Genomic DNA, 19,141 nt, shown 5'->3' on the forward strand with positions numbered 1-19,141 from the left:
ATGCGGCTTGATCAACGCGGCGATTCGGCCCATTCGGTTGTCATGACCGGCCACCAGGACGATTTCAGCCATCTCGACCGCGCCGGCCGCGCCATGGCAAATGTCGCGCGCAACCCGCGTTTGACGGTCAACATCGTCGTCGGCGCCGGCATCGCATTCGCCTGGCTGTTGCTGGGGGCGATGGCGATTCGGGGCGCCGATGTCCGAGGCAGCGCGCCCGGCGACACCCTCCTGCACGGCCTGCCACAGCTGCCGCTGCCCGATTTCCTGGAGCGGTTCTTCGCCCTCTGCCTATCGCCGGCGCCGCTGGACGCAAGCATCGGCTTTCGTGCCGTTGCTCTCACCGTGATGTGGTTCCTGATGGCAATCGCGGCGATGCTGCCGTCCGCTGCCCCGATGATCCGCACCTATTGCGAGATCGCCGATACAGCCCGGATCAAGGGCGAGCCGGTCGTTCATCCTCTGGTGCTGGTTGCCGGATATCTCGGCGTCTGGCTCGCTGCCTCAGTCCTGTTCTCGGCACTGACGCTCAGCGTGCACACATTCGCCGCGTCCAGCGAGATCTACGATCCGGTGCTTGGGATTGCCGGCGCGCTCGCATTACTGGTTGCCGGCCTCTATCAGTTCAGCGGCCTCAAGGAGGCCTGCCTGAAGAAATGCCGCAACCCGTTCTCGATCCTGTTTTCGAACTGGAGCGGCAAAGCCAGCAGCGTCTTCCGGCTTGGTGTCGTGCAAGGCATCTGGTGTTTCGGCTGCTGCTGGGCGCTCATGCTGGTGATGTTCGCCGTCGGCGTGATGAACATCTTCTGGATGGCGCTGATCGGCGTGTTCACCCTGATTGAAAAACAAATGACGGGCAGTCTTCCAACCCGGCTGGCCGGTGCGATACTGCTTGTCTGGGCAGCCGCGCTGCTAGTAGTCTCGCTTTCAGTGGGGGAAATTCGATGACAGATCAGGGCTGGGCAATGAAAGGAGAGCTCGTACTCTCCTGCAATTGCACGGTTTTTTGCCCTTGCGTGCTGTCGCTCGGCAGTCACCCTCCGACCGAGGGCTATTGCCAGACCTGGGCGGGTTTCCGCATCGATGCCGGTCATTTCGGCGAGGTCGACCTGTCAGGCCTAAACCTTGGGCTGATCATGGAAATCCCCGGCTACATGAGCCGAGGCAACTGGACCGCCGGCCTGTTCATCGACAAACGCGCCTCGATCTATGCGGTCAAGGCCTTGACGAAGATCTTCACCGGCAAGGCGGGCGGGACCACGTCGCTGCTGTCGATCCTCGTCGGAAAATTCCTGGGTGTGGAACAGGTGCCGATCACCTATGAGACGCGGGACAAGACGCGTATCTTCCAGATACCGAAGATCATCGATGGCGCGGTGACGCCAATCGCCGGCAAGGATCGCGAGAAGGATACGGTGATCACGAACTCGGAATACTGGATCGCGCCGGAGATCATCGTGGCGAGGTCCGACAAGAGCAAGATGCGCGCCTTCGGCCGCAACTGGAATTTTGCTGGCCGCTCGGCCGAAATCTGCAAGCTGGATTGGCGGGGCCCGTGAGCAAGAACACTACGGCCAGAAAGGCCGCCAAGAAGATCGCGGACCGGATTCCGCGGCCGAAGAAGAAGGTCACCTGGCCGCAGGCAAGGGCGTTCTCCGTCCACCTGCTGACCGCGTCAGGCTCGTTCCTTGCATTCCTGTCGCTGGTGGCGGCGAGCGAGGAGCGCTGGACGGCAATGTTCTGGTGGCTCGGACTGGCGCTGTTCGTCGACGGCATCGACGGGCCGATCGCCAGGAAGCTCGAGGTCAAGGAAATCCTGCCGACCTGGTCGGGCGAACTCCTCGACAACATCATCGACTATGTGACCTATGTGCTGATCCCGGCCTTCGCGCTCTACCAGCGCGGCTTCATGGGCGAGGGACTGTCGTTCCTTTCGGCTGCGATCATCGTCGTTTCCAGCGCGATCTATTATGCCGACACCGGCATGAAGACGAAGGAGAATTTCTTCAAGGGCTTCCCCGTGGTCTGGAACATGGTGGTGTTCACGCTGTTCGTCATCGAACCGGGACAATGGGTGTCGTTCGCTGTCGTGGTGGTGGCTGGCATCCTGACTTTCATCCCGATCAATTTCATTCATCCGGTGCGGGTGGTGCGGCTGCGACGCATCAATCTCACAATGACCCTTTTGTGGTGCGCCTTCGGCGCGCTTGCGCTTGCGCAGGCGGCTCTGGCAGCCTTCTACGATCAGATCGGCGTGCTGGGCGAACAGGTCGGCACTTTCACCAAGATCGGCATTACCATTACCGGGCTCTATCTGGCCTGCATCGGTGGCATCATGCAGTTCTTTCCAAATCTCGGTGCCAAGAAGGCCTGATCAGCCAGAGGAATCCCAATCCATGTCCAAAGCGATCCGTATCCACGCCCATGGCGGTCCGGAAGTTCTGACCTATGATGACGTCGATCCCGGCCAGCCAGGTTCCGGGCAGATTCTGGTCAGGCATACGGCCATCGGCCTCAACTTCATCGACGTCTATCATCGCTCCGGTCTCTATCCGCCGCCCGGAGGTTTTCCGCTCATTCCGGGCAGCGAGGCCGCCGGCGTGGTGCTGGAGGTAGGGCAGGACGTCGATTGGCTGAAGCCGGGCGACCGGATCGCCTATGCCGTGACGACGGGAGCTTATGCCGAAGAACGCGTCATCGATGCCAGCCGGGTCGTCAAGGTTCCGGACGGCGTCAGCGACGAACAGGCCGCCGCGATGATGCTGAAGGGCATGACGGCCGAATATTTGCTGCGCCGGACCTTCAAGGTGAAAGCAGGCGACACGATCCTGTTCCATGCCGCTGCCGGCGGCGTCGGGCTCATTCTCGGCCAATGGGCGAAACATCTCGGTGCGACCGTCATCGGCACGGCAAGCTCGACCGACAAGATCGAACTCGCCAGGGCGCACGGCTTCGACCATGTCATCAACTACAGAGAGCAGGATTTCGTCGCCGGCGTCGCCGCCATCACCGGCGGCAGGAAATGCGACGTCGTCTACGATTCGGTGGGCAACGACACCTTTCCGGCTTCGCTCGACTGCCTGAAGCCGCTCGGCATGTTCGTCAGCTTTGGCCAGTCCTCGGGACCGATCCCGCCATTTTCCATGTCGCTCTTGGCGCAGAAGGGTTCGTTGTTCGCCACAAGGCCGACGCTGTTCGTCTACAACGCAAAACGCGAGGACCTCGATGCCTCCGCGGCCGCGCTGTTCGAGGTGGTGCTCAGCGGCGTCGTTAAGATCAAGATCAACCAGCGCTATGCGCTCAAGGATGCGGGCAAGGCACACTCGGATCTTGAAGGCCGCAGGACAACGGGGACGACTATTCTCGTTCCTTAGTCCCGCCTGCCTTGTTATCCCTTGAATTTCCGCTGAAATTCTTGAAGCTCTTTCAAGACGCGTGCCGCTTTCCGTTGAGAGCCGGCGGCGCCTACCATGCTTGCGGGAACACAGAACATATCTGGCGAACCAGATGGGAGGCACTGTGAGTGCAGATCATGATGGGGCGAACCTGCTTGAGGTTCGTGGCCTGACCAAGATATTCGGCACGCTGACCGCGTGCGATCATGTCGACCTCAACATCGCCAAGGGCGAAATCCACGCGCTACTCGGCGAGAACGGAGCCGGCAAGTCGACGCTGGTCAAGATGCTGTTCGGCTCGCTGGAGCCCAATTCCGGCGAGATTTTCTGGAACGGCCAGGCGGTGCGCATCATCAGCCCGGGTGCCGCCAAAAAGCTCGGCATCGGCATGGTGTTCCAGCATTTTTCGCTGTTCGAGGCGCTGACCGCGGCCGAGAACATCGCGCTGTCGCTCGATGACGGCTCGCCGATCAGCAGCATCGCCGCGAAGGCGAGGGCGCTTTCCTACAGCTACGGCCTGCCGCTCGATCCGGACTCGCTGGTCGGCGACCTGTCGGTCGGCGAACGCCAGCGTATCGAAATCATCCGCTGCCTGCTGCAGACGCCGCAGCTCATCATCCTTGACGAGCCGACCTCGGTGCTGACGCCGCAGGAAGCCGACAAGCTGTTCGAGACGCTGGAGCGGCTGCGCGCGGAAGGCAAATCGATCCTCTACATCTCGCACCGGCTGGAAGAGGTCAAACGGATCTGCGACCGCGCCACCGTGTTGCGGCATGGCAAGGTGGTCGGTCACTGCAATCCGCGCGAGGAGACAGCCGCCTCGCTCGCCCGCATGATGGTCGGCAACGAAGTGCAGGCCGTGGTGCGCGCGCCGGTCGAGGGGATCGAAACCGCGCAGCCGCTGCTCGAAATCCGCGGCCTCAGCCGCAAGCCGGCAACGCCGTTTTCGATTCCGCTCAAGAACATCAGCCTGAATGTCCGCGCCGGCGAGGTGATCGGCATTGCCGGTGTTGCCGGCAACGGCCAGGGCGAGTTCTTCGAATCCGTTTCCGGCGAGGTCTTGCAGCAGGATGCCGCCTCGGTGCGTATCCGGGGCAAGGATGCAGGCGGTCTCACCATCACCGGACGGCGCCTTCTTGGTGCCGCCTTCGTGCCGGAGGAGCGCCTCGGCCACGGTGCCGCGCCGCGCATGAAACTCTCGGAAAATCTTTTGCTGTCGCGCCACGCCACTGACGGCAGGGCCTTTGTCGGCGCTGGCGGGATGGTCAAAAGCGGCGCCGTCTACGCTGCCGCTCAACGCATCATCGTGGCGATGGATGTGCGCAAGAGCGCGCCGGACCCGGAAGCGGCCGCACTTTCGGGCGGCAATCTGCAAAAGTTCATCGTCGGCCGCGAACTCGACCGCCGCCCAAGCGTCATGGTGGTCAACCAGCCGACCTGGGGCGTCGATGCCGGTGCAGCCGCCCATATCCGACAAGCCTTGATCGAGCTGTCGCGCAGCGGCTCGGCGGTTCTGGTGATAAGCCAGGATCTCGACGAGCTGTTCGAGATATCGGACGCCATCGCGGTCATGCACAATGGCGAATTGTCCAAGCCGATGCCGATCGCCGAGGCGACCTTCGAGAAGGTCGGCCTGCTGATGGGCGGCGCCGAGCCCGGCCACGCCGAACACACGCTGGAGACGGCATGATGCGCCTTGAACTCGTCAAACGCCCGCAGCGCTCGGCGCTGTTTTCGATGCTGTCACCGTTCATCGCCTTCGCGCTCACCATTATCGCCGGCGCCATCATGTTCGCCCTGCTCGGCGTCAATCCGCTGACCGCGTTCCGGATCTACTTCATCGAGCCGATCAGTCAGGTCTGGCAATTGCATGAGCTGGCGATCAAGGCGGCGCCGCTGATCCTGATCGCGGTCGGCCTGTCGGTCTGCTACAAGGCCAACATCTGGAACATCGGTGCCGAAGGCCAGTTCATTTTCGGCGCCATCTTCGGCTCGGCCATTCCGGTTCTGTTTCCTCAGTTCGAAGGCCCGCTGGTGCTGCCGCTGATGCTTCTGCTCGGCATGGTCGGCGGTGCCGCCTACGCGGCGATCCCGGCCTTGCTCAAGACCCGGTTCAACACCAATGAGATCCTGACCAGCCTGATGCTGGTCTATGTCGCCCAACTCTTCCTCGACTGGCTGGTGCGCGGCCCATGGCGCGATCCGCAGGGCCATGGTTTCCCGCAGACGATCCAGTTCGGCGATTCGGCGGTCCTGCCGGAACTGATGCCGGACGCCGGACGCGCCAACTGGGGTTTTGTGTTCGCGCTGGTTGCCGCGGTGCTGATCTGGATCCTGATGGGCCGCATGCTCAAGGGCTTCGAGGTCCGCGTGCTGGGCTCCAGCCCGAGGGCAGGGCGCTTCGCCGGCTTCGGTCTCAGCCGCATGGTGTTCTTCGCCTTCCTGCTGTCGGGCGCACTGGCCGGCCTTGCCGGCATTTCGGAAGTCTCCGGCGCCATCGGGCAGTTGCAGCCGGTGATTTCTCCCGGCTACGGCTTCACGGCCATCATCGTGGCGTTCCTCGGACGCCTGAACCCGCTCGGTATCGTCGCCGCGGGCCTGGTTCTGGCGCTGACCTATCTCGGCGGTGAAGCGGTGCAAAGCGCGCTCGGCATTTCAGACAAGGTGGCGAGGGTGTTCCAGGGCATGCTGCTGTTCTTCGTGCTCGGCTGCGACACGCTCATCCACTACCGCATCCGGCTGATCGGCCTGTCGTTGATCAAGCCGCAGGGCGCGGCACCGCTCGAAGCCGCGCCGAAGTTGAAGGAAGCCCGCTGATGGACATCACCGTCAACATCCTCCTGACCATCGCCACGGCGGCGACGCCGCTTTTGATCGCGGCGATCGGCGAACTGGTGGTCGAACGCTCCGGCGTGCTCAATCTCGGCGTCGAAGGCATGATGATCATGGGCGCGGTCGGCGGGTTCGGGGCCGGCTACCTGACCGGATCGCCCTGGATCGGCCTTCTGGCGGCAATCGCGATGGGCGCGCTGTTCTCGCTGCTGTTCGCGGTCATGACGCTGTCGCTGGCCACCAATCAGGTGGCGACCGGCCTGTCGCTGACGCTGCTTGGCCTCGGCCTCTCCGGCATGATCGGAACGAGCTTTGTCGGCCAGCCCGGCGTCAGGCTGCCCAATCTCGACATTCCCGGCCTCAGCTCGATCCCGGTCGTGGGCAGGCTGCTGTTCGGCCAGGATCCGATCTTCTACATCTCGATCGCGCTGACCGCCGCCGTCATGTGGTTCCTGTTCAAGACGCGTACTGGCCTGACACTCCGCTCTATCGGCGACAGCCATGCTTCGGCGCACGCGCTCGGCATCAAGGTCATCCGCTACCGCTATCTCTCGGTCATCTTCGGCGGCGCCTGTGCCGGTCTGGCCGGCGGCCATCTGTCGCTGGTCTACACGCCGCAATGGGTCGAGAACATGACCGCGGGCCGCGGCTGGATCGCTCTGGCTCTCGTTGTGTTCGCCTCGTGGCGGCCGTGGCGCGTGCTGGCCGGCGCCTACATCTTCGGCGCGGTGTGGATCGGCCAGCTTCATGCACAGGCTTTTGGCATTCCCGTGCCTTCGCAGATGCTTTCTTCTCTGCCCTATCTGGCAACCGTCGTGGTTCTCGTTCTAATCTCGCGCAACAAGCGTCTGACGATGATGAACACGCCGGCATCCCTGGGGCAGCCATTCGTTCCGGATCGTTGACAATAATAACAAACGGGAAGCTCCAAGGCTTAACACAGAGAGGTAACACAATGAAAAAACTGCTTATTGCCCTGATGACGACGACAGCGGCATTGTCGCTGGCCGCGTCCGCAGAGGCTGCCGACAAGTTGAAGGCCTGCTGGGTCTATACCGGCCCGATCGGCGATTTCGGCTACTCCTACCAGCACGACCAGGGCCGCCTTGAGGTCGAGAAAGCGCTCGGCGACAAGGTCGAGACCGCCTATCTGGAGAACGTCTCCGAAGGCCCCGATGCCGACCGCGCCTTTGAGCGCCTGGCACGCGAAGGCTGCAAGATCATCTTCGGCACGTCGTTTGGCTTCATGGACGCCGAAGTGAAGGTCGCCAAGAAGTTTCCCAAGGTGATGTTCGAGCACGCCACCGGCTACAAGACCGGTGACAATCTCGGCATCTACAATGCCCGCTTCTATGAAGGCCGCTACGTACTCGGCCAGATCGCCGCCAAGGAATCGAAGTCCGGCGTCGCCGGCTACATCGTCTCCTTCCCGATTCCCGAAGTGGTGATGGGCATCAACTCCTTCATGCTCGGCGCGCAGTCGATCAACCCGAACTTCAAGGCCAAGATCGTCTGGGTGAACTCGTGGTTTGACCCGGGCAAGGAAGCCGACGCCGCCAAGGCGCTGTTCGACCAGGGTGCCGACATCATCGTCCAGCATACCGATTCGACCGCTGCCCTGCAGGTGGCCGAGGAGCGCAAGCTGCACGGCTTCGGCCAGTCGTCCGACATGATCAAGTTCGCGCCGAATGCGCAGATGACCTCGCTGACCGACGAATGGGGTCCCTATTACATCAGCCGCGTGCAGGCAGCCATAGACGGCACCTGGAAGCCGGACAATGTCTGGCTCGGGATCAAGGACGGCGCGGTGAAGCTCGCGCCCTACACCAACATGCCCGACGATGTGAAGGCGATGGCCGAGGCGACCGAGAAGAAGATCGCCGGCGGCTGGAACCCCTTCACCGGACCGATCGCCAAGCAGGACGGCTCGGCGTGGTTGAAGGACGGCGAGGTCGCCGACGACGGCACGCTGCTCGGCATGAATTTCTACGTGAAGGGCGTCGACGACAAGCTGCCGCAGTAAGCTGCGCACCACGTTTCGAATAGGAAAGGGCGCCGCGAGGCGCCCTTTTTATGTGCCTGGAGAAATGGACGGAAGGCTCAGACGGCCGAACCGTAGAGATCATAAGCGTCGGCACGCTCGATCTTCACCGTGACGATGTCGCCGGCACGCATCGGGCGGCGCGACTGGATGTGGACCGAACCATCGATCTCGGGCGCGTCGTATTTGGTGCGGCCCTTCGCCGAGGTGCCGTGCGCCTCGTCGATCAGCACCGGCAGGCGCTTGCCGACCTTCCTGGCCAACTGCGTCGCCGAAATCTTCTGCTGGCGCTGCATGAAGCGGTGCCAGCGTGCTTCCTTGACCTCCTGCGGAACCTGTTCGAGGCCGAGGTCGTTGGAACGGGCACCCTTGACCGGCTCGTATTTGAAGCAGCCGGCACGGTCGATCTTGGCCTCGTCCAGCCAGTCGAGCAGCATCTCGAAATCCTCGTCCGTCTCGCCGGGGAAGCCGACGATGAAGGTCGAGCGGATGGCGAGGTCGGGGCACACGTCGCGCCAGCCGCGGATGCGTTCGAGCGTCTTTTCGCCATGCGCCGGACGCCGCATGTTCTTCAGCACCTGCGGCGAAGCATGCTGGAACGGGATGTCGAGATAGGGAAGGATCTTGCCGTCGGCCATAAGCGGGATGACGTCGGCGACATGCGGGTAGGGGTAGACGTAATGCATGCGCACCCAGATCCCGAGCTTGCCCAGTTCTTCCGAGAGATCGAGGAATTTCGCGCGCACTTCGCGATCGCCGAACATCGACGTCTGGTACTTGATGTCGATGCCGTAGGCACTGGTGTCCTGCGAGATGACGAGGAGTTCCTTGACGCCGGCCTTGGCCAGTTTTTCGGCCTCGCGCAGCACGTCGGCGGCCGGGCGCGAAACGAGATCGCCACGCAGGGCGGGAATGATGCAGAAGGTGCAGCGGTTGTTGCAACCTTCCGAGATCTTCAGATAGGCATAGTGGCGCGGCGTCAGCTTGACGCCTTGCGGCGGCAGCAGGTCGATATAGGGATCGTGCGAAGGCGGGGCTGCCTCATGCACGGCGGCCATCACGCTCTCGTAAGCTTGCGGTCCGGTGATCGCCAGCACGTTGGGGTGCTTCTCGCGGATCACGTCCGGCTCGGCACCAAGGCAGCCGGTGACGATGACCCTGCCGTTTTCCGAAAGCGCGGAACCGATGGCATTGAGCGACTCGTCGCGGGCGGAATCCAGGAAACCGCAAGTGTTGACCACAACGAGATCAGCGCCATCATGCTTGCGGGCGATCTCATAGCCTTCGGCGCGCAGGCGCGTGATGATACGCTCGGAATCCACGAGCGCCTTCGGGCATCCAAGGCTGACAAAACTGACGCGAGGGGCGGACATAGGCTAGTTTCCAATGGGGGTACGGGCCGAACGCTGATCCGGCCTCAAGTCGCTGTAAATGTCGGTCTGTGGCGCGTGGCTGGAGCCAATACGCGCGGCGCAATAGCATGGCTTCCACAATCAAGCAAACCGGCCGACAGGCCGATCCGCGCCATAAGGATGGCTCAGTGGCCTCCGGATCCGAACCAGGGTGCCAGGAAAGCGAAGTTTTCGGGGAATTGCTGCACGGCCCCGTCAAGCAGCATTTTGACCGCAACATAGAGGATGATCACCAGGCCGAGATAGGCAATCCAGCGGTATTTGTGGAGCAGGCGCGCGACGAACGATGCGGCAAAGCCCATCAGGGCGATCGACAGGGCCAGCCCGACAATCAGCACCGTCGGATGGTTCATGGCCGCGCCGGCTACGGCCAGAACATTGTCGAGCGACATGGAAACGTCGGCAATGACAATCTGCCAGGCTGCCTGCGAGAAGGTCTTGCTTGGCCCCTTGCCGCCGATGACCCCATCCTTGTCGAAGTCGCCGTTCGATAGCGCTTCCGTGGCGTCACGCTCCTGCTCGTGGCTGACGCGCAATTCACGCCACATCTTCCAGCAGACCCACAGCAAGAGCAGGCCGCCGCCGATAAGCAACATGGGCCCGATGGTGAGCAGCCATTGCGTGATCAAGGCGAAGAAAATGCGAAGGACGGTGGCCGCGGCGATGCCGACGAGAATGGCCCGTTTGCGTTGGCTGGCCGGCAGTCCGGCCGCGGCGAGGCCGATGACGATGGCATTGTCGCCCGCAAGCGCAAGATCGATGGCAATGACCTGAAGAAGGGCCGATAGGCCTGCGGCGGTAAATATTTCCATCGACCTGGAAGCCCTTCGCCGAGTGTTCGTCGTCGACTATTGCGACGGGCCTAAAGGCATGGTCCGCTGCCGTCAAGGCGCCGCATTGGACAACGCTGGAAAACCACTTTCGTGGCAGTGGCATTACAGGAGATTTTCAGCCGCCGCCGGCTCGTGAACCGAAGCCGACACAAGCCCGCGAAAAAACTAGTCGTAGAGATTGTATTTTGCCCAGTCGGCTTCTGGAATCTCATCGCCGATCCGGTAACGAAGCTGGAGAACTTCCATATGGTCCGGCCCCGTCTGGCATTTGAACTTCAGCCGGTACCATTGCCCCTTGCTGCGGAACGCCGCACCGGGGCTCCTGATCGCATCGGCGCTCATCTCAGGCGTGGCGAAGGCGTAGGCGACAACACGGTCGGCCTTGAACTTGCGATCGTCGTGGGTGATCCGGTCCAGGATTTCGGCATCGCACCGCTGCTCGAGGCGTGTTTGCGGATCAAGTTTCATCAGCCCGGCACGCAAGGCGTTGTCCATTGCGCTGGCCGGGAAAGCTAGCGTCAGGGACGCCATGGCCATCATGCAGAGTGTCTTCATGGGCGGGACAAGCAGCATATTTTGTCTGAAAAATCAACCAACAGGGGCGTTTCATGCCGGTCATGCGGCGGCATTCAGGGGGTCGACGCAATCAAAATCTCGTGTCGGACATCCTCGTGCGAGGCCTGCGGCCAACGCACCAGCGAGGCGCGGCCGGCATCCGTGAGATCATAAAGGCCGCGGTCCACGCGCGCGAACCAGCCATAGACGTTGTGCTGCAGGATTTTCGGGGCGATCGGCGTCAGCGCCTTCAGGTCGCGCGGCCGTTTGGGTCCGTGGACAAGCGCGGCGGCACAGGTGAGGGCGCTCTGGCGGTAGGCGGTCATGATAGGATTGCGCGATCCTCCGCCCGCGACAGGATCACCGCGGCGGCGCTGGTGTTCGTCGACAAGGCGAGAGCGCCGCCGCGCATTCCTGCGTGGCTCAGGCGCGGCCGGGCTGACAAGCACTTCGACCTTGTCATTCGCGGTCACACCGAGCAAGCCGAAACCGAGCCGGCGGCAGAGGTTGCGAAACCGGGCGTCGCTTTCGCGTCCCTTGCCTCGTGCCGACATACGCGCCGCCAGCCACACTTCGTCGCAAGCGGCCGCGCGGTCGACGCCCTGCAGCACCAGTTCGAGGTTGAACTGCAATTTCAGCTCGCAGATGACGACAATCGGCGGCTCGCCCTCGCGCAACGCGACGATGTCGCAGCCGCCAATCTCCCCCTTCACCACGAAGTCGAGAGTTTCGAGGAACCGCTTCACCGGCGCATAAAGGGAGGTCTCGTTCATGCCCCAAGGCTTAGCCGATTCGAGGCAAAAAGCCTTCCCGCTTCAGGGAGCGCAGCGTGGTCGGATGCTCAGGAATGAATATTTCCGAGGAAGGCCAAGAGCACGCTGTTGAACAGCCCGGGGCGTTGCAGCGGTGCGAAATGGCTGACGTCAGGCAGGACGATCAGTTCCGACGCCGGGACGTTTTGGGACAGATAGTTCGCGTGCTCCCGCTTGATGAACTCGTCATGTTCACTTTGAACGATCGCCACGGGCACGCGCGTCCGCGCCATGTCGGCGGCGGAATAATTGGGTTCGGTCTTCATCATCAGGCCGACGGCTTTGACGAATGCGTCGAACTGGCCCGGCGTTGCCGATAGTTCACGCATCGAGGCCAACGCGAAACACCTATGACTATTGCTGGTGCCCGCCAAAACCAACCCGCGACGCGATCTCCGCTACCAGGCGACAGCGCCATTTCGAGCAGCAGATGGCAGTCGCCATTGATATTAGCCGTCAGGCTTCCGTGCTCGCCACCGCCCGTTTCGATCGCTTGCCGCGAGGCACGAGCGGGTAGCCGACCTGACCGAAATAGCTGGACGGGATCGGATCATCGACACCGTATTTTTCCGGCACCTTGTTGCCGGTGGCATTGTAGGTGCCGAACACCATGTCGAGGAGGGGGAGTTGGCCGGCGAAGTTCTTGTCATAAGCCTCGCGCTGATTGGCATGGTGCCAGCGATGGAATTGCGGACTGGCGATCAGCCACTTCAAGGGGCCAAACGGAATCCGCAGGTTCGAATGCACAAGCAGCGTGTGCCAAAAATATATGACCGAGAAGGCGGCGATCGAGGCTTCGGAGAATCCGAGGAAAAAGATCGGCGTCAGCGATATCGCCTTTGTGGCAATCGCGTCGACCGGATGGGAGTGGAAAGCGCCGAGCCAGTCCAGTTCCTCAATGCCGTGATGTACCGCGTGGAACCTCCAGAGCGCAGGGATTTTGTGGAAGGCCCGGTGTGCCCAATAGACACCGATGTCGGTGATCAAGATGATTTCCGCGACCTGCAACCAGACGGGCTGACCGCCGACGGCGCGCATCATCGATTGCGGGACCACGATTGCGGCGGCGTCAAGGGTGTAGGCCGCTATCAGGACGATGGCTACCTTTACGATGAAGCCGTTGAACAGCACATAGATCAGATCGACACCCAAGCCCTTGCGGAAGGTCTTCTGGGGCCGCTCGTGGAACAGATGTTCGAACGGAATGAATATCAACGCGGAGATCAACAGCGCCTTGATGCCAAAAATATCCATTCGCCCGCCTCTATAGCCCAGCCTTGGTCGGCACCCGCTCGCACTTCAGCTTCTGACAGAACCATATTTCTCCTTTCCAAAGGCTTGATGCCGGACTTTCGTCTTTGCAGCCGGGCAGGTGAGGGATGCGCCCGCCGGCATGTCACACCAGCGTCGCAACCGGGCGATATCTTTGTAGCGCGCGGTGGCGAACGCAGCGCGTCGCGCGTCCTCCCAGGACTAACCCCTCCGGTTCCCTGCCGGCGGGGTTTTCTATTTCAGGAACCACGCGCCCATCGCCAGGGATACGCCGCCCGACAAACCGACATGATCGTTGTCGCGCAACCGACGATGGGTCGAAAGTGAAGCCGTCCAGCGCGATTGCCCGTTCTATCCGCGGTCCGACGCCGGCGGTTGTCGATGCCGTCTGTCTGCCAGATCAAGGTTTGCTCTATAGAAATCGAGACGATCGCGATCTTTCCCCAACCATTGAACCGTTTCCCGCAAACCGGTGCGCAATGGCGTTTGCGCGGTCCAGCCCAGCTCTGTCGCGGCGTGTCGGGTGTCAGCCTGCCAGATGTCCGTGTCCCAGCCTCGATCAGGCATGCTCTGCCAATGCGGTTCAGCCTCGCAACCTGTCATGGCGCGCACGATATCGACGATTTCTCCCAGTGTGGTTTGTCTACCGGTGCCGATGTTGAATATTGCCCCAGGATCCGCCGGCGGACGGCTGGCTGCGATGAGCATGGCGTCGATCGCATCTTCGACCCAGACGAAATCACGAGCCGTGTTGGGATTGGCAAGCGGCGGCCATTTCCCGGCTGTTGCATGAACAAGCAGTGACGGCACAAGGCGTCGCGGCTCTTCCCATGGCCCATAGATCGAATAGAGACGAAGCGTCGGCATACGAATGCCGGATTTTCGCGCGAGATCGCGACAGAACGCGGTCGCCGCGGCCTTGGAGACGGCATAGGCCCCTTCCGGCTCGGTTGGCTCGTCCTCGGAGGGGGGGTGTCTCTTGCGGCCGTACTCCAGCGAACTGCCTGTATGCACGAATGCCTCGACGTCCGCCTTGAGCGCGGCAAGAGCCAATGCGCGGGTGGCCTCCAGGTTTGTACGCGCAATCCTGGCTGCGTCTGTCTGCCATGAATATGCGCCGTGCGCAGCCAGATGGAACACGTAGCGGGGGCGCAATCGATGCAACAGCACCTCCACCGACGAAGCGTCCGTCAGATCGACCACATGCGTCGAAAGCTGCGGCTGTTGTGTGGGGATACGCCACGTCGCGTAGCCCGGGCGCAGCAGCAGATCGACATACCACCCCATCGACAGCAGCCGTCTGACCAAACTCGCGCCAACAAAACCGCTGCCGCCCGTCACAACGGCGCGTTGCATCTCAGACGGCTCGCATTCCGGCGAAGTCTCCATAGTCGAAGACATCGAGATATTGCCAGGCGGCCTGCGCCACCGCCGCATGCTCCTGGACAGAGAGTTCCGCGGCTGTCGCCCGATTGGCTTCCGGTGTGGCACGGCGGATCGTTCCCCAAGGGTAGACTTCACGCAACGCCAGACCGTTCCATGACGGCGCCGAAAGCGCGACGTGATCCTCGATGCCCAGCGCGGACAGAACCGGCGCCAGAGCCTTGCGCGGGTCGGACAAAGTATCCTCCAGCCTCACGATGTGAACCCGGTCTGGATGACGATGCCGCGCAAGCAGGGCATGGTATTGGTTCAGGCACCACGCCCGCATATAGTCCGACAGGCGCATGGGAACCGGCCGCTTTTTTGTATCGGCGTAGGCAGAGAACGGATTACGCACCACATGCATCATGTGAGCGGTGGGCATTGCGGCGAGAATTGCCTCGGAGTCCACCGTGATGATCGGACTGTAGCCGACATAAACCTTCTCGCGGCCGCTGCGGTTATAGTCTTTCCAGCTATCGAATGTAGACCTGAAGAAGGCCGCGACGTTGTTCGCGGCGCTGCGCCCGCTAGCCTTCACGCACTCGATGTATCGATCGCTCCGGGCATCGTCGTTGAAGTCGAAGGCCATGTCACGAAACTTGCTGACGTGTGGCGTCCGCGCACGCACTTTGCATTCTTCGTCGATGATCAGCCTGTAGTCGTCCATTGGACTCGCATCGAGCGGGAAGACTGGCCAGCGGTATTTGACCGGGAACAGCGAGGTCAAGGCATCACTGACGAACCGCGTGCCGATCTGCGACTCGAACGGATAGACGAACAGCTCCGGGTGGCCGTCAAGAAACCGATGTGTGGTGTTTCCGCCATTCTCATACATGGCGCCGAGCATCAGCAAGCGGAAGTCGTCGGTCATCAATTCCTCTCGACGTTATTCATTGGGACGGCTTGGGCACGGCTTGCCACGCATAAAACAGCGCGTGCTCCGCGTCAGGCATCCGATCAAAGGCATCAAACGGAAGGCGATCGACCATCGACGAAGGGACGGCCTCGATCGCGAAAATCTGGTTGCCGGCCGGCCAGATCAGGCTGGCCACGATACGTCCGCTTTTGATGTCGACCGCGTGGAGTCCGCAGACGCATTTGTCCGCTTCGAGCCCCGGCGCATAGGCGCGAAAGCGCGGAATGATCCTTGAGGTGCCGACGATGGCAAGATCACCGAGCGCGCACAGGCCCCTGGTCCAGCCCGGCAGGCGCGCGACGACCTCGACGCGGCCATCCCGACCACAGTTCACAACGGTGCCATACCCGCTATTGGCCACCCACAAGTCGCCGCCGACGAAGCGGGGCGAGTGCGGGCGGGTCAATCCTCGCGATATCGGCAATCGGGTCGCGCCGCTGAAAACGACACCGCGCCCTTCAGGGGCAAATTCGATCTGGCCTGGCCGCGCGCCGGCAAGATCGTCCTTGGACGCCGTGAAATAGCTTTCGGCGAGGCTCTCTCCGGCCGCGATGCCGTTAAGCTGCAAATGATTCAGGCCAAAATCAGCGCCCGCGATCCCCTCGATGCATGACGGCCACCATACCCGCTGGTGATCGCCGCCCGCCGGAAATGACACAATGGCGTTGTCGCCGACCGCGCTTCCGTGAAGTTGAGGGCCGATCATCGCCAGATCGTGCAGATAGGTGCTGCCAGGCAGGAACCGGGTACTCGCAGGCATCAGCACGCGGCCGGCGATGCCCTTTGACTCGAGGTCTCTGCGTGGCAGAAGCCGCTCCGCCGGTCGCAACGTGTACAACATGTTCGGATTGCGCGTGCTTGCGACGTGGACTTCCGCGCGTGCCGCGTCGAAGGCGATGCCGGACGGATGCGGCAGCCGCAAATAACTTACCTGAGGTGATCCCGACGCCGTCGAGAGCGCCATCAGGAGATGCTCGTATTCGCGGCTGACCAGCAAGGTGAGGCCGGTCTCGGCAAGAACATCCCACCATGGTCCGCTTATCTCGGATTCAAGCAGGCTGCTTCGGACCGCCTCCCCATCTTGCCACTGCGCCACGACACTGGCCGGGTCGCGCCAGGCCTCATGGTCGGCCTGGAAGCGTGCGTGATCCTCCTGGTCGCTCAATTCTGCAATCTCATTCGCAAGGCACCGCGATAAAGCCTCATGGCTGTCCGCCATCCGGTTGTCGAGCGACCACCGTGTCGGTGGCCTGATGCCACGCCCAATGGCACTATCGAGTATCCATGGCGGTGACAGGCCACGCAGAATTCCAGATCGATCAGATCGTCATCGCGCTGCAGGTCCAACAGCGCCTTGAAGCGACGATGAAACAGCTTCGGCGTGCCATTGATGTCGCGCGATCGCAGTCCGAACAACAGCCTCGCCTCGAGATTGTACAGCCACGAACCGAGTCCACGCAGCCATGCCCGGCCTTGCTTTCGCTCAGCCTTGAGGACACTTTCCGGCCTGCTTATTCCGGCATCCAGCGCCCGCCGCAGGTCATCGCCCCTGGTGCGGGCCGAATTCGTGTAGCATAGGAACTCTCCCTGGGCCGCTGCCAGACCAGCCCTCACGGCGCGCCCCCAACCGGCGCAATCGGCGCGCAACGCACGCACATTGGCGTGATGGGTTGCCAACTCCGTACATCGTACCGCGCTTTCGTCACGCGACCCATTCTCGACAAGGATAATTTCCCAGGGCACCGAAAGACCACGCAGAGCGGCACGGTATTCGTCAACCACGGTGACAACATGGTCGGCCTGATTATGAACGGGAAGGATGATCGAGACTGTAGGGTTCATCGCAAATCTACAAAAGCAGTGCCTGAGCAGCGGCTGAAATGCGGTCGGCGGTCAAACCGCTGTGTTCCATCAGCCAGGCCGCACTGCCGCCATGGCCCCCGCCGGGTAGGGTTGCCGCGAGGCGGCGGAAAGGTCTTGCCAATCCGGCTTCCGCGAGAACCTCCGCGACCAATGAGCCAAGTCCTCCTGTCTGCTGATGCGCCTCGATCGTCAGGACGGCGCTGGCATCCGCCAGTGCTGTTCGCAGATCCGCCAATGGCACAGGCGCAAGACAAGGCACTGACAACACCGTCGCCTGCACGCCGGCATTTGCCAGTCTCTCGGCAGCCGTCATGGTCTCCGCAACCTGGGCACCGGTCGAAATGAGCAGCACATCGGCGCCTCGACGCATGGTCTGAGCCCGCTCGAGTTCGAACAGGCCACCCGAAATCGCGACCTGCGGACTGTCCTTGCCCAGCCTGAAATAGATTGGCGAGGGCACCGACCACAGGCACTCCAGCGCCGCGGCGGCCTGAGGTCCATCGATAGGCGCAATAACCGTCATTCCGGGCAGTGCGCGCATGACCGCGATATCCTCGAGACTATGATGTGTCGAGCCGCCCGTACCGTAGTCGAAGCCGCCGCCGACGCCTATGATGCGGACGGGAAGTTCGTGCGCCACCGGGCCGTTGCGAATGAATTCGTAAGGCCGCAACGTTGCAAAGGTGGCGATCGAATAACAGAACGGAAGAAATCCGGCTTCCGCCAAACCGGTTGCGACACCAATCATATTCTGTTCGGCGACACCGACATTGACGAACCTGTCCGGATACGCCTGGGCAAACGGCTCCACGACCGAGAAGCCGAGGTCGGCGGTCAGCAGCACTATGCGCGGATCACGCGCGGCCAGTTCGCAGAGCTTGGCAATGAACTCGCGCCTCACGGCAGCGCCTCGCTCTGAGCCAGGGCAATCGCATAATCTTCATCCGACATCGGCAAGTAGTGCCAGCGCACCTCGCCCTCCATGAAACTAACGCTACGCCCCGATACGGTCTGCGCCAACACCACCAGCGGCTCCTGCTGGTGCGGGCGAAGCGCCTCGAGAACGGCCGCGGGCGCATGCCCATCCACCTCCCGCACCGTCCACCCGCAACTCATCCAGCGCTCCGGCATCCGGCTTTGATCCATGATCTCGGCGGTCCTGCCCAACGCCTGCTGTCCATTGACGTCGACGACGACGATCAAGTTCGCGAGCCGATGATGCCCGGCGAACATCGCCGCTTCCCATGTCGACCCTTCATTGCACTCGGCATCGGACAGCAGGGCATAGGTGCGGCGGTCCTTGCCGAGCAGGCGTGCGGCGAGCGCCGATCCCGCGCCGATCGACAGACCAAGACCGAGCGAGCCCGTCGAGAAGTCGACGCCGGGGAGGTGACGGGTCGGGTGCACGCCCAATCGGGAATCATCAGCGCAATAGCTTGCCAACTCGGAGCGGCTAAGCCATCCGCGCAAGAACAGAGCGGCATATAGCGCAAGGGCGGCATGCCCTTTTCCCAGGATGAAGCGATCACGATCCGGATCGTCCGGCGATTTCAATCGTATCGCGCCACCGTAGAGAGCTGCGAGCAGGTCCACCACGGACAGCGCCGATCCGATGTGTCCAACATGGGCGCGATATGATTCTTCAAGAATCAGCTTGCGGAGAGCCCGCGAACTCAGGATTTGCTGATCAGCGAGTGGCTGATCAGGCTCCATGACAGCCTGCCATGTCCGTGGTAGTGATCGACATCATGCGGCTGCCCTCTCGTATGATACGACACACTAGCG

19 protein-coding genes and 1 pseudogene are annotated in these 19,141 nt (G+C 62.1%); 8 read left to right on the plus strand and 12 right to left on the minus strand.

Translation table 11 applies throughout. The annotated features are described in order from the left end of the window. From MesoLj_RS22910 to MesoLj_RS22945, 8 genes are all read left to right on the plus strand, one after another. Positions 1–948, plus strand: coding sequence for a DUF2182 domain-containing protein (locus MesoLj_RS22910; RefSeq protein WP_202322684.1), 948 nt, complete (start codon positions 1–3; stop codon positions 946–948). Next, complete coding sequence (locus MesoLj_RS22915; protein ID WP_095788751.1) at positions 945–1,559, plus strand: DUF1326 domain-containing protein; 615 nt, start codon at positions 945–947, stop codon at positions 1,557–1,559. The genes MesoLj_RS22910 and MesoLj_RS22915 overlap by 4 nt, the downstream gene beginning before the upstream one ends. Continuing rightward, complete coding sequence (pcsA, locus tag MesoLj_RS22920) at positions 1,556–2,374, plus strand: phosphatidylcholine synthase (RefSeq protein ID WP_140773825.1); 819 nt, start codon at positions 1,556–1,558, stop codon at positions 2,372–2,374. The genes MesoLj_RS22915 and pcsA overlap by 4 nt, the downstream gene beginning before the upstream one ends. 22 nt (positions 2,375–2,396) lie before the next feature. After that, positions 2,397–3,374 (plus strand): quinone oxidoreductase family protein, encoded by a 978-nt coding sequence (locus MesoLj_RS22925; RefSeq protein WP_202322685.1) that lies wholly within the window; start codon positions 2,397–2,399, stop codon positions 3,372–3,374. Positions 3,375–3,507: 133 nt separating this feature from the next. Further along, on the plus strand, positions 3,508–5,085 hold the full coding sequence (locus MesoLj_RS22930; RefSeq protein WP_202322686.1) for an ABC transporter ATP-binding protein: 1,578 nt from the start codon (positions 3,508–3,510) through the stop codon (positions 5,083–5,085). Next, a complete protein-coding gene (locus MesoLj_RS22935; RefSeq protein WP_202322687.1) occupies positions 5,082–6,212 on the plus strand; it encodes an ABC transporter permease in 1,131 nt (376 codons plus the stop codon). Before MesoLj_RS22930 ends, MesoLj_RS22935 begins: the two co-directional genes overlap by 4 nt. Further along, positions 6,212–7,132, plus strand: a complete 921-nt coding sequence (locus MesoLj_RS22940; protein ID WP_140773829.1) for an ABC transporter permease — start codon at positions 6,212–6,214, stop codon at positions 7,130–7,132. The genes MesoLj_RS22935 and MesoLj_RS22940 overlap by 1 nt, the downstream gene beginning before the upstream one ends. Positions 7,133–7,182: 50 nt before the next feature. Next, positions 7,183–8,250: a BMP family ABC transporter substrate-binding protein gene (locus tag MesoLj_RS22945; RefSeq protein WP_140773830.1), complete on the plus strand. Its 1,068-nt coding sequence runs from the start codon at positions 7,183–7,185 to the stop codon at positions 8,248–8,250. A 77-nt stretch (positions 8,251–8,327) separates the two neighbouring features. Here the strand turns inward: MesoLj_RS22945 and rimO are convergent, their stop codons facing one another. The 12 genes and pseudogenes from rimO to MesoLj_RS23005 form a co-directional block, all read right to left on the minus strand. Then, a complete protein-coding gene (rimO, locus tag MesoLj_RS22950) occupies positions 8,328–9,641 on the minus strand; it encodes a 30S ribosomal protein S12 methylthiotransferase RimO (RefSeq protein WP_202322688.1) in 1,314 nt (437 codons plus the stop codon). Positions 9,642–9,805: 164 nt separating this feature from the next. Further along, a complete protein-coding gene (locus tag MesoLj_RS22955) occupies positions 9,806–10,492 on the minus strand; it encodes a TerC family protein (protein ID WP_140773832.1) in 687 nt (228 codons plus the stop codon). A 186-nt stretch (positions 10,493–10,678) separates the two neighbouring features. Next, positions 10,679–11,086: a DUF930 domain-containing protein gene (locus MesoLj_RS22960; protein ID WP_181179963.1), complete on the minus strand. Its 408-nt coding sequence runs from the start codon at positions 11,084–11,086 to the stop codon at positions 10,679–10,681. Positions 11,087–11,142: 56 nt separating this feature from the next. Beyond that, positions 11,143–11,841 (minus strand): DUF2161 domain-containing phosphodiesterase, encoded by a 699-nt coding sequence (locus MesoLj_RS22965; protein ID WP_202322689.1) that lies wholly within the window; start codon positions 11,839–11,841, stop codon positions 11,143–11,145. Positions 11,842–11,909: 68 nt separating this feature from the next. After that, positions 11,910–12,230 (minus strand): annotated as a pseudogene (locus MesoLj_RS22970) (alpha/beta fold hydrolase); the annotation flags it as partial. A 106-nt stretch (positions 12,231–12,336) separates the two neighbouring features. Next, positions 12,337–13,134 (minus strand): sterol desaturase family protein, encoded by a 798-nt coding sequence (locus MesoLj_RS22975; protein WP_202322690.1) that lies wholly within the window; start codon positions 13,132–13,134, stop codon positions 12,337–12,339. A 369-nt stretch (positions 13,135–13,503) separates the two neighbouring features. Then, positions 13,504–14,508, minus strand: a complete 1,005-nt coding sequence (locus MesoLj_RS22980; RefSeq protein ID WP_202322691.1) for an NAD-dependent epimerase/dehydratase family protein — start codon at positions 14,506–14,508, stop codon at positions 13,504–13,506. A gap of 1 nt (position 14,509) precedes the next feature. Further along, entirely contained in the window at positions 14,510–15,448 is a 939-nt protein-coding gene (locus MesoLj_RS22985) for a sulfotransferase (protein ID WP_202322692.1), read from the minus strand. A 19-nt stretch (positions 15,449–15,467) separates the two neighbouring features. Next, positions 15,468–16,658, minus strand: coding sequence for a DUF4915 domain-containing protein (locus tag MesoLj_RS22990; RefSeq protein ID WP_202322693.1), 1,191 nt, complete (start codon positions 16,656–16,658; stop codon positions 15,468–15,470). Continuing rightward, positions 16,655–17,335 (minus strand): glycosyltransferase family 2 protein, encoded by a 681-nt coding sequence (locus tag MesoLj_RS22995; RefSeq protein WP_140773839.1) that lies wholly within the window; start codon positions 17,333–17,335, stop codon positions 16,655–16,657. Before MesoLj_RS22995 ends, MesoLj_RS22990 begins: the two co-directional genes overlap by 4 nt. A 7-nt stretch (positions 17,336–17,342) precedes the next feature. After that, complete coding sequence (locus tag MesoLj_RS23000) at positions 17,343–18,257, minus strand: transketolase family protein (RefSeq protein ID WP_140773840.1); 915 nt, start codon at positions 18,255–18,257, stop codon at positions 17,343–17,345. Continuing rightward, positions 18,254–19,069, minus strand: a complete 816-nt coding sequence (locus MesoLj_RS23005; RefSeq protein WP_202322694.1) for a transketolase — start codon at positions 19,067–19,069, stop codon at positions 18,254–18,256. The genes MesoLj_RS23000 and MesoLj_RS23005 overlap by 4 nt, the downstream gene beginning before the upstream one ends. Between the last annotated feature and the right edge of the window lie 72 nt (positions 19,070–19,141).

The organism is Mesorhizobium sp. 113-3-9 (assembly GCF_016756515.1).
Classification (GTDB): Bacteria; Pseudomonadota; Alphaproteobacteria; order Rhizobiales; family Rhizobiaceae; genus Mesorhizobium.